The organism is Phenylobacterium sp., assembly GCF_044372605.1.
Taxonomy (GTDB): Bacteria; Pseudomonadota; Alphaproteobacteria; order Caulobacterales; family Caulobacteraceae; genus Phenylobacterium.
The window spans coordinates 1-10,669 of sequence record NZ_JBILRO010000107.1; the positions used below are offsets into that span (position 1 = coordinate 1).

Annotated in this window: 10 protein-coding genes, 1 tRNA gene and 1 pseudogene; 4 read left to right on the forward strand and 8 right to left on the reverse strand. The window is 64.7% G+C overall.

Annotated elements, in window-relative coordinates:
• The first annotated feature begins 50 nt into the window (after nucleotides 1–50).
• Entirely contained in the window at nucleotides 51–1,715 is a 1,665-nt protein-coding gene (locus ACIQ42_RS10180) for a recombinase family protein (protein ID WP_397422087.1), read from the forward strand.
• 373 nt (nucleotides 1,716–2,088) lie between these two features.
• On the opposite strand, the gene ACIQ42_RS10185 is transcribed toward ACIQ42_RS10180, so the two are convergent.
• The 3 genes from ACIQ42_RS10185 to ACIQ42_RS10195 form a co-directional block, all read right to left on the reverse strand.
• Nucleotides 2,089–2,178: transfer RNA gene (locus tag ACIQ42_RS10185), tRNA-Ser, on the reverse strand.
• A 48-nt stretch (nucleotides 2,179–2,226) separates the two neighbouring features.
• The gene (locus ACIQ42_RS10190; RefSeq protein ID WP_397422088.1) at nucleotides 2,227–3,192 is read right to left on the reverse strand and encodes a hypothetical protein; all 966 of its coding nucleotides are present in this window, start codon (nucleotides 3,190–3,192) and stop codon (nucleotides 2,227–2,229) included.
• Entirely contained in the window at nucleotides 3,159–4,088 is a 930-nt protein-coding gene (locus ACIQ42_RS10195) for a tetratricopeptide repeat protein (RefSeq protein WP_397422089.1), read from the reverse strand. The genes ACIQ42_RS10190 and ACIQ42_RS10195 overlap by 34 nt, the downstream gene beginning before the upstream one ends.
• 131 nt (nucleotides 4,089–4,219) lie before the next feature.
• Between ACIQ42_RS10195 and msrA the strand changes: the two are divergent.
• Together msrA and ACIQ42_RS10205 are read left to right on the forward strand one after the other, a co-directional pair.
• A pseudogene (gene msrA, locus ACIQ42_RS10200) lies at nucleotides 4,220–4,870 on the forward strand (peptide-methionine (S)-S-oxide reductase MsrA).
• Nucleotides 4,867–5,202, forward strand: coding sequence for an MmcQ/YjbR family DNA-binding protein (locus ACIQ42_RS10205; RefSeq protein WP_397422090.1), 336 nt, complete (start codon nucleotides 4,867–4,869; stop codon nucleotides 5,200–5,202). Before msrA ends, ACIQ42_RS10205 begins: the two are co-directional and overlap by 4 nt.
• A gap of 12 nt (nucleotides 5,203–5,214) precedes the next feature.
• On the opposite strand, the gene ACIQ42_RS10210 is transcribed toward ACIQ42_RS10205, so the two are convergent.
• The 3 genes from ACIQ42_RS10210 to lepA all read right to left on the reverse strand — a co-directional run bounded on the left by ACIQ42_RS10210 (nucleotide 5,215) and on the right by lepA (nucleotide 9,095).
• Nucleotides 5,215–6,549, reverse strand: a complete 1,335-nt coding sequence (locus ACIQ42_RS10210; protein ID WP_397422091.1) for an MFS transporter — start codon at nucleotides 6,547–6,549, stop codon at nucleotides 5,215–5,217.
• Between the two features lie 87 nt (nucleotides 6,550–6,636).
• Complete coding sequence (locus ACIQ42_RS10215) at nucleotides 6,637–7,032, reverse strand: DUF983 domain-containing protein (RefSeq protein ID WP_397422092.1); 396 nt, start codon at nucleotides 7,030–7,032, stop codon at nucleotides 6,637–6,639.
• Between the two features lie 257 nt (nucleotides 7,033–7,289).
• Nucleotides 7,290–9,095: a translation elongation factor 4 gene (gene lepA / locus ACIQ42_RS10220; RefSeq protein WP_397422093.1), complete on the reverse strand. Its 1,806-nt coding sequence runs from the start codon at nucleotides 9,093–9,095 to the stop codon at nucleotides 7,290–7,292.
• A 138-nt stretch (nucleotides 9,096–9,233) separates the two neighbouring features.
• On the opposite strand from lepA, the gene ACIQ42_RS10225 reads away from it, so the two are divergent.
• Nucleotides 9,234–9,848: a DUF1134 domain-containing protein gene (locus ACIQ42_RS10225; protein WP_397422094.1), complete on the forward strand. Its 615-nt coding sequence runs from the start codon at nucleotides 9,234–9,236 to the stop codon at nucleotides 9,846–9,848.
• Here the strand turns inward: ACIQ42_RS10225 and ACIQ42_RS10230 are convergent.
• Nucleotides 9,845–10,300: a VOC family protein gene (locus ACIQ42_RS10230; protein WP_397422095.1), complete on the reverse strand. Its 456-nt coding sequence runs from the start codon at nucleotides 10,298–10,300 to the stop codon at nucleotides 9,845–9,847. The two genes, ACIQ42_RS10225 and ACIQ42_RS10230, sit on opposite strands and share 4 nt — an antisense overlap.
• Before the next feature lie 8 nt (nucleotides 10,301–10,308).
• Nucleotides 10,309–10,669: YqhA family protein (locus ACIQ42_RS10235; protein WP_397422096.1), on the reverse strand; the 361-nt coding region annotated here is incomplete at its 5' end.

Here is a 10,669-nt window from a genome sequence, read left to right on the forward strand (position 1 = left end):
AAGCGCAACGGCCCGGCCTTCTTCGGCCTGCATGAGACGGAAACGTCCAAGTGAGCCGGGCTCCGCCACCGAAGCGGCTACGGTGCGCGATCTACACCCGCAAGTCCTCCGAGGAGGGTCTGGATCAGAGTTTCAACAGCCTGCATGCCCAGCGCGAGGCCTGCGAGGCCTATGTCCGCAGCCAGGCCGGGGAGGGCTGGTCGGGCCTCGATGATCTCTATGACGACGGCGGCTTCTCGGGGGGCTCAATGGAACGCCCTGGCTTGAAGCGGCTGTTGTCCGACATTGACGCCGGCAAGATCGATGTGGTGGTGGTCTACAAGGTCGATCGCCTGACCCGCTCGCTGACCGACTTCGCGAAGATCGTCGACACCTTTGACGGACGCGGGGTCTCGTTCGTGTCGGTGACCCAGGCGTTCAACACCACGACATCCATGGGCCGGCTGACCCTCAACGTCCTGCTATCGTTTGCGCAGTTCGAGCGCGAGGTTACCGGCGAGCGGATCCGCGACAAGATCGCCGCCTCCAAGGCCAAGGGTATGTGGATGGGTGGGGCCCTGCCGCTGGGCTACGACCTGCCCAAAGATCTCACCACTCGCGCGCTCACGGTCAATCCCTCCGAGGCGGAGACCGTGCGGCTGATCTTCAGGCGATACCTGGAGCTGGGTTCGGTCCACGCGATGGAGGGCTGGCTGCACGATCAGGACATTCGGTCAAAGGCCTGGCTGACCGCCAAGGGCCGGGCCATGGGCGGCGTCCGGTTCACCCGCGGCGCGTTGTTCTATCTCCTCAAGAACCGCACATACCTGGGCGAGATCCCCCACCACGATGTCACCTTTCCCGGGGCCCACGACGCCATCGTCGACGTCGAGCTGTTCGCGGAAGTACAGACCCTGCTCGCCAGTCAAACTCGCCGACACGTGGAGCGGCCCAAGCGAGTCTCGTCCATGCTCCTGCGTGGGATCCTGTTCGACGTGGACGGTGACCCGATGAGCCCGACCTTCACCCACGGCGCACGGGGCAAGGTCTATCGCTACTATGTCTCGACCTCGCTTCAGTGCGGCGCGCAGCATGCGGCTGATGACGAGTCCATCCGGCGGGTTCCGGCGGACGAAATCGAGAAGCTGATTGAGCGGTCACTCGCGGCGCTCCAGACCCGCGACCCGCAGCCGCTCCGCGAGCTCGTGGCCCGGGTGGAAATCCATCCCACCACGGTTCAGATCGTCGTGCGTCGCGCCGCATTCTTCGCCCGGGCCGGCGACCCGATCAGCCAGATCCAGACCCTCGCCGGCCGGCTGACCGCGAGCCACCGCCTGGCGCCTGAGTCCGACGACCTGGAACTTCTCCGGATCACGGTTCCCTGCCGGCTTAAGCTGCGAGGCGGGCGCACGGTCGTCACCGACGCCGCGGGCCAGCTGGTCGATGGCCAGCCTCGTCCGGATCCCACTTTGATCAAGGCGCTGAAAACCGCCCATCGGTTGCTGGCCGACGCGGGAGATTGCACGACCGCTGATCCCGGCTATGCCGTTCTGCAGGCCTCACCGGTCGTGCCCTACGAGCGAAATATGCTGCGGCTGGCGTTCCTGGCGCCCGATCTGCAGACCCAGATCCTGGAGGGTCGCCAACCTCACGGCCTGACCCTGCAGCGGTTCATCGCCACCGATCTGCCGGCGGCCTGGGACGATCAGCGGAAGCTGTTTTCCAGTCTCCGCTGAGCCTTCCTGTTAATTCCCTGCGGCTCCCTGCTCCGCCGAAGTAATTCCCTGTTCCGGTCCTGATAAATTCCCTGCTGATTGCGGGGTCTCCACGCCATGGAAAACGATTAAGGTGCTGTAGTCGCGAGATAATTCCTCGTTGGGCGCAGCCCCGAGGCTGCGTTGAAAACGCCATTTCCCTGCTAGAATCCCTGTTAGCAGGGAAACTCACCTACATTCCAGACGCGCGGAGACGGCCCCGGGTTCAGGGCCGGGAATGGCCCGGAGATAGGCCGGAACAGCCGGTCTTCGGATGAGTTTGGGCGGCTTTAGCGCCGCGTCTTCCGAGCCTTAGGGAATAACAGGACGCCGAGAGACCCTTTGGGGGTCTGATTGGCGGTGCGAGTGGGATTCGAACCCACGTTAGAGTTTCCCCTAAACACGCTTTCCAAGCGTGCGCCTTCAACCACTCGGCCACCGCACCGTCTGCCGCGCGGGGGAGTGGGTCCTCGGCGGAAGGCGCGCAATATAGTCAGGAAGCCCTTGGGGGCAAGCGACGGTTTGCGGCCCTGGCAAGTTGTTTGGGATTGAAGAGGGACGCCGGCTCCCGGGGTGCGAGCCGGGTCTCCAGCGTCGTCAGGCCGCTACTGCTGCCGGCGAGCTGCGCCGCAGCATCGGGGCGGCGTTCCCGGATGGCGGCCTGCAAAGCCGCGAGGTCTGCGTCTGCGCTGCGGAGGCGGGCCCGGTCGTCCGGAAAGGCGGCATATCGCTCATCAATCAGGCCCAGCTGTGCGCGGGCGGCGGCGATCATCAGGTTGGCGGTAGACGGGTCGCCCTCGGCCAGCGCGGTCCCGGCGGCAGCGATGGCGAGGCGGGCGTCTGTCATCGTGGCAGCCAGGGTTACGGGCGTGCTTGGGGCATGTGGGCAAGCGGCGGGATCGAGGGCGCTGACGTAGGCGACGAGGCCTTCCAGCACAGCCGCCGGCGGTTCCGGGCCATCAAACTCCTCGACGATCAGGCCCCGAATCAAGCCGGAGAGGTCCTCCGGCGCGACCTTCAGGGCACTGCGCGGGCCGGAGAGATCCGTAATTGGGCGGGGGTCGTGGACCCCGTTGCCGCGATGGCTTGAGAACAGTGAGAGGGTCACGTCTGCCGTGCCGGGCGGGCCTGAGGCGCCCGGGAACTGGAAGTCCGGATTGCCCCGGCCAGCGCGGTGGCAACTTTCGCAGGTGACACCGGCCCGCGCCGCCTGTCCGCCCAACAGGAGAGGCGTGCGAAAGGCGGCGCGGCCGATCCTGACCGCCTGCGCGGCGCGCGGCGTCTGGGGCGGGCGCAGACACTCTGTGGGGGTCTCGCTCAGGGCGTTGCGCAGGTTCGCCTCAGGCGACATCCAGCGCATGGCCCGCAGCGGCGGGCCGGGATCGGCCGCCATCGCCGTCCACGCACCCACCGCCAGGAGGAGCGTCAGCGCCGCGGTTCGCCGCCGGCGTCGATCCAACGGCGCAGCTCCTCAGCCTCGGCGCAGGCGAAGGCGCAGTTACGGTCCAGTTTGGCCAGCATAAGCCGCGCGCCTGCCAGGTCACCGCGTTCCACTTTCAGCTCACCGTAGTATTCGGTAGCCCCCCGGTGGTCCGGCGCGATGGCCAGCGCCTGACGATAGTAGGCTTCCGCCTTGTCGAACTCGCCCAGCTTGCGCCAGGTGTAGCCTTGGTATGTCAGAACATCGGGGTGCGGCCCGAAGGCCAATCGCGCCTTGTCGAGAGACGCCAGGGCCTCGTCATACCGTCGCTCGTTTATCAGGCTTACGGCCGCGCCATAGGCGTGGTCGCCGCGATCGCTGGCGAAGATCAAGGCGTCGGAGGTCCGCGATGCGCTGGGTCCCGGCGCCGCGCCTGCCATCGCCCGTTCGACGTCGGCGGTCATGGCCTTCAGCATGGCCGGATCACAGCCTGCGCCGCACGACCCGGATCTGGCCTTCAACCAGTCCAGTTCCGCCTGCGCCTTGGGGTCCTTGAGATTGGCCAGTGACAGGGCAAGGCCGCCGCGGCTGGCCAGATCGTCGGGCGCCAGTTTGACAGCCCGCTCATAGGCCCTGCGCGCGCCCTTCCAGTTTTCGGCCCCCGCCTGGGCTATCCCCAGCAGCCGCCATCCGTCGAGGTTCTTGGGCGCCGCCGTCGTGACGTTGCCCGCAGCCCGGGCGGCGGTCTTGTAGTCCTTGGCCTGCAGCGCCTTGACGGCCTTGGCGTACTCCTCGGCGGGATCGTATCGCGGAGCGGATGCAGAGGGCATCTCCCCGCCTCCACCCACTCCTCCACCGCCGCCAGCGGCCAGGGCGCTGGCCGTCGACAGGCCGGCGATCACGCCGGCGATCAGCAGGGACTTATAGAACGGCATGGCATACTTCCTTGCGTGGCACAGGCAGATTTTCACACTCGCAACCGCGCTGGATAGGCTACAGTTGGCACCGTACAATACATCGTCAGGTCTCCTATCAAGGGTGCAACCTGAAGGTTAGGAGGCGCAAGATGTTTTTCAGGAAACCTATGGATCTCCCGACAGCAGCTACGGCCCTGCCGGGGCGGCCCAATCCCATCCCAACGGCGCAGCGCCACTATGTGAACGGTCAGGCGCTGAAGGGTCCCTACGCGGAGGGCCTGGAGACGGCCTAGTTCGCCATGGGCTGCTTCTGGGGGGTCGAACGTATTTTCTGGCAGGTTCCAGGGGTTGTAGTGACCGCCGTTGGCTATCAGCAGGGCATCACGCCGAATCCCACATATGAGGAAACCTGCTCCGGGCGCACCGGCCACACCGAGTCGGTGATGGTGGTGTTTGATCCCAAAGTGGTGTCTTTCGCTGACCTTCTGAAACTCTTCTGGGAGGGGCACGACCCGACGCAGGGCATGCGTCAGGGCAATGATATCGGCACCCAGTACCGCTCTGGCGTCTATGTCACATCTGACGCCCAGCTGTCGGCGACCGAAGCCTCCCGTGCGGCCTATCAGGTCGAGCTCGGAAAGCAGGGTTACGGCCAGATCACCAGCGAGATCGCCCAGGCCGGCCCCTTCTATTTCGCCGAGGACTATCATCAGCAGTACCTGGCCAAGAATCCGAACGGCTACTGCGGTATCGGCGGCACGGGCGTCAGCTGCCCGATCGGCGTCGGCGTCACGGCTTGACCCGCCAGGAGGTCGCCGTCGCCGCGCTCGCGCTGCCGGCGGTGACCACCGTCGTGCAGTGGGGCGACTCCGACGTCTACAAGGTGGGCGGCAAGGTGTTCGCCGTCTGCGGTCTGAAGGGGGGCCTCTCCTTCAAGGTCAGCCCCATCGGGTTCGTGGTGCTCACCGAGGATGGCCCGGGCAAACAGGCGCCCTATTTCGCCAAGGGCCACTGGGTGAATGTCGATCTGGACGACGTGGACGCCGAGGATGTCGTCGGCTGGCTGGCAACGGCGCACAGTCTTATGGTGGGCAAGCTGACGAAGAAGGTGCGCGCCGAGCTGGGATTATAGCGCCGGGCCGCCTCAGTCTTCCAGGATCATGCTGTGCTTGCGGGTGTCGGGCAGGAACAGGCTGGCTACCAATGAGACCGCCAGTCCCAGCGCCACATAGATGAAAAAGCCACTCTCGACGCCGGCCTGCTTGAACGCCAGAGCGATGGGCTCGGCGGTGCCGCCGAAAACAGCCGTGGCGATACCGTAGGGCAGGGCGACGCCCAGCGCGCGGACGTTGGTGGGGAAGAGCTCGGCCTTCACCACCGCGCTCACCGAGTTGTAGCCTGACAACAGGAACACCAGGCCCGAGATCAGTGCGAACGCTACCCATGCGTTGTCAGTAGCCGCAATCGCCGTAAGCGCCGGAAAAGTAGCTACTGCTCCGCCGCCAAAGGCCACATAGAGCGTCGCTTTGCGACCCAGATGATCGCTGATCCAGCCAAACAGGGGCAGGGACAAGAGGTAGACCACCAGCGCCCCTGCCGTGATCGCTGTAGCGGTCGGCGCCGAGAACCCGGACGTGCCAGTCAGGAATTTCGGCATGTAGGTGGTGAAGGCATAGAAGGCCAGCGACCCGCCTGCGGTCAGCAGGATGATCGTCGCGGTCTGTTTCGGATAGTGGGAGAACAATAGCATTGTGCCCGCCCGCGGGACACCGGCGGCCTTGGCGTTCTCGTAGGACTGGCTCTCATCCATCCGGCTTCGGATCCAGAACACAACCACCGCCAGAGCCGCGCCGATGAAGAACGGGATACGCCAGCCCCAGGCGTCAAGGTCGGCCTTGTCCATCGTCGTCTGCAACAACGCCAGCAGACCCAGAGCCATCAGCTGCCCCATCACCATGGTGACGAACTGGAAACTGGACCAGAAACCGCGCCGTTTGCGCCCAGCCATTTCCGACAGGTAAGTGGCGCTGGCGCCATATTCGCCGCCGACGGAAAGGCCCTGCAGGATGCGTGCGAACACCAGCAGGATCGGTGCGGCGACCCCGATGGTCTCGTAACTCGGCAGCACCGCGATAATCAGGGAGCCGCCGCACATCAAGGTGACCGCCGCCGTGAGCGCAGTCTTGCGCCCCGCGTGGTCGGCGTAGACGCCCATCAACCAGGCGCCGAGCGGGCGGGCGAAGAAGCCGACGGCAAACACCGCCATGGTCTTCAGCAAGCCTGCCAGATCGTCGCCACCGGGGAAGAAGTGTTGCGAGAAATAGATGGCGAAGGCCGAATAGACGAACCAGTCGTACCACTCCACCAGATTGCCGGCGGAACCACCCAGGATCGCCTTTGCGCGCTGCGTAGCGGTCAGGCCGGGACGAGCCAACCCCTCAGGCGCCTGGGTATCAACCCCGGTCTCGCTCGCCGTCATGTTTTTGTCCCCGTCTGGCTACCAGCGGCGATGCTACGGGGTTCTGGCGGAAGAAGCCAAGGCCAGAGTTTCAGGACCTGGCCGGGATCACTCGGCCGCGTCGGCGGTGTGCAGGGTTTCGTCGTGCGTGGTGACTTGCAGCGCATACATCAAGCCGATCCAGCCGCCCTTCACGCGCGGCAACATCGCCAGCACCACCACCGTGAGCGTACTCAGGATGATGGGAAGGGAAATCCGTGGGTCGCTCTCCCAGATGATCGGGAAGATCAGCAAAGGCGCGATGATCAGGTGGCCGATCAGCAGGATGGTCAGATAGGCCGGGCCGTCATCCGCAGGATAGAGCGCCAATTCATGGTCGCAGCTTTTGCATTGCGGCTGGACCTTGAGATAGCGGCCAAAAATCTGCCCCTTCCCGCAAGCCGGGCACTTGTGCGCGAGACCGCGTGTGATCGAACGCATCAATGGGTACACGATTTCAGCCATGACCTTCACATACGCCTTCGCGGGCGGGATCGTAAGGTCGTCCCCGCTATTTCTTTGCGGCCCTGGTCACAGTCTTGTCGGCGGACCGGGCGTCTCGACCCAAGCCGGCGACGGGGGTGCAGGCAGAAAACAGCAGGGCGGCGCCTAGAGCGCGACAGCTTTAAGTGGGCACCGGTTCAAGCGCCCGTTGCGCTCAAAACATATAGAGATGAGCCTGTTTATCCGGTTCAGATGATTCCATGTGAAACGGAAAAACTCTAATCGGCATCCATCTTTAGCGCCGCGATGAAGGCTTCCTGCGGGATCTCCACCTTGCCGAACTGGCGCATGCGCTTCTTGCCGGCCTTTTGTTTCTCAAGCAGCTTCTTCTTGCGACTGGCGTCGCCGCCATAACACTTGGCGGTGACGTCCTTGCGCAGGGCCCTCACGGTCTCCCGGGCGATGATCCGGCCGCCGATCGCCGCCTGGATCGGGATCTGGAACATGTGCGGGTTGATGAGGTCTTTCATCTTCTCGACCATGCCGCGGCCACGCGCCTCGGCGCGATCACGGTGTACCAGCATGGAAAGCGCATCGACTGGTTCGGAGTTGACCAGGATCGACATCTTTACCAGGTCGCCGACCTTGTAGTCCTCGATGGAGTAGTCGAATGAGGCGTAGCCCTTTGAGATGCTCTTCAGGCGGTCGTAGAAGTCGAACACCACCTCGTTCAGCGGCAGGTCATAGACCACCAGCGCTCGCGAGCCGACGTAACTCAGCTCACGCTGTGACCCCCGCCGGTCCTGACAGAGCTTGATCACCGAGCCCAGATATTCGTCCGGCGTCAGGATGGTGGCCTTGATCCATGGTTCGGCGATGGAGGCGATCTTCACGGGGTCAGGCAGGTCGGCCGGATTGTGCAGCTCAACGACCGAGCCGTCGTTCATGCCGATCTTGTAGACGACGCTGGGCGCCGTCGCGATCAGGTCGAGGTCGAACTCCCGGCTCAGGCGCTCCTGAATGATCTCCAGGTGCAGCAACCCCAGAAACCCGCATCGGAAGCCGAAGCCCAGCGCCGCACTGGTCTCCATCTCGTAGGTGAATGAGGCGTCGTTCAGGCGCAGGCGGCCGATGGCGGCGCGCAGGTCCTCGAACTTGGCGGCGTCCACCGGGAACAGGCCGCAGAACACCACCGACTGCACTTCGCGGAAGCCCGGCAGCGCCTCGGCGGCCGGACGCTTCTCCTCGGTGATGGTGTCGCCGACGGCGGCGTGGGCTACTTCCTTGATCTGGGCGGTGATGAAGCCGATCTCGCCAGGTCCCAACTCCGCCAGGTCTGTGCGCTTGGGCCGGAACACCCCGATCCGATCGATCAGGTGGGTGGAGCCCTGCTGCATCATCCGCACGCGCTGGCCGGCACGCAGAACGCCGTCGATCACGCGCACCAGCACGATCACGCCCAGATAGGCGTCGTACCAGGCATCGACCAGCAGCGCCTTCAGCGGGGCCTCGCGGTCGCCCTTGGGCGGGGGCAGGCGCTTGACGACCGCCTCCAGCACCTCGTGGATACCCACGCCGGTCTTGGCTGAACACAGCACCGCGTCCGAGGCGTCCAGGCCGATCACGTCCTCGATCTGCTGACGAATCCGTTCCGGTTCCGCAGCGGGCAGGTCGATCTTGTTGAGGACCGGCACGATCTCGTGGTTGTTGTCGATGGCCTGATAGACATTGGCCAGGGTCTGGGCTTCCACGCCCTGGCTGGAATCCACCACCAGGATTGAGCCCTCACACGCCGCCAGAGACCGCGAGACCTCATAGGCGAAGTCCACGTGGCCGGGGGTATCCATCAGATTCAGAATATAGGTCTCGCCGTCGTCGGCCTTGTACTCAAGCCGGACGGTCTGGGCCTTGATGGTGATACCGCGCTCGCGCTCGATCTCCATGTTGTCGAGGACCTGCTCGGTCATCTCGCGCTGGGTCAACGCGCCGGTCTCCTGGATCAGGCGGTCGGACAGCGTGGACTTGCCGTGGTCGATGTGCGCGACGATGGAGAAGTTGCGGATATGGGAAAGTGGGGTGCTCATTGCGCGCCGCGTTTAGCACATCTCGCGCCGCAACAAAGCCGCCCGACCGTCGTGGTTAATCGTGCGTTAAGGCGCAACGTCGCATGCAGGCTCACGGGGCACGTTTTGATTCATGATTTCGGAGGCCTCAGAGCGCCTATGGACCGTCGCAAACTGATCGTCACCGGGCTGGTCGCCCTTGGCGCGCCCACCCTGGTTCGTGCACAGCAAGCCTCGGACGGTGCCTTGCCGCCGCCAGGCGTCCAGACCAACTACCCCGCCAGCAATCCTCCTGCCTATGAACAGGACGAGATCGTCAAGGGCGTCTCGGACTTCCTGGGTGTCACCGCCGAATCGGCAGGCGCCGCAGTCGAGCGACTGTTCTCCAATAACGGCAAGCCTACCGCCTACATTGCTGGCGAGGAGGGCTCCGGTGCGTTCGTCCTGGGCGCCCGCTATGGCCGGGGCCTGCTCTACATGAAGGATCGCCCGCCCATGGAGGTGTTCTGGCAGGGCCCCTCCGCCGGCTGGGACTTTGGTGGCAACGCCAGCCGGGTGTTCACCCTCTGCTACGATCTGCAGGTTCCCGAGACGATCTTCCAGCGTTTCCCGGGCGTGGAAGGGTCCGCCTATCTGGTGGGTGGCCTCGGCGTGAACTATCAGCGCGCCAACGGCGTCACCCTGGCTCCGATCCGCGCCGGCGTGGGCCTGCGGCTGGGCGCCAACGTCGGCTACCTGGGCTATACGCGCAAACGAAACGTCTGGCCGTTTTAGCGTCCGTCCAGCGACGCTCCCACACGCTGCGTCGGAGTGTCGAACAGGCCGCGCCCTGGCACGTGGTTGAGTTCCAGCCGGATGCCGTCGGGGTCTTCGAACAGCACGGAGTAATAGCCCGGCGCCCAGGGTTCATCCTGCGGCGCATGCACGATCTTTGCGCCGATCCTCACCAGGAAGGCATAGGCCTCGTCGATGTCGGCGCGATCGCGGACCCGCCAGCACTGGTGATGCAGGCTGCCAACGCGAAACTGAGCGTAGGCGGCGCCGGAATGGGCCGGATCCGGGCGGCGTATGCCGAAACCTGTGCGCCCGCCGACGCAGTAGTAGGTGTCTGCACTATCGGCGACCTCCTGCAATCCCAGGAAGGGCAGCAGCTGGCGATAGAAGGCGACGGACCGTTCGAAGTCGCCGGCCGTGATGAAGGTATGGGCGACGCCGTTGATTTCCATCGTCGCCTTCAGTGCTTGTCGGTTTTGCTGGCCAGCCAGTCCATCAGCGCCAGCAGCACGCCCGAGACTACGAACACCAGGTGGATCCCCACCAGCCAGGCCAGATGCCGGTCGGAGATTTCCTTGCCCTCGGCCAGTTCCATGAAGGCCTTCAGGAGCGCGATGGCGCTGATCGCGACGATCGAGGCCACCAGCTTCAGTTTCAGACCCGAGAAATCCACCGTGCCCATCCACCCGGGCCGGTCCTCATCGTCGCCGGTATCGATCTTGGAGACGAAGTTCTCGTAGCCGGAGAAGATCACGATCAGCAGCAGGTTCCCTGCCAGCGACAGGTCGATGAGGGTCAGCGCCATCAGGATGGCTTCCTCG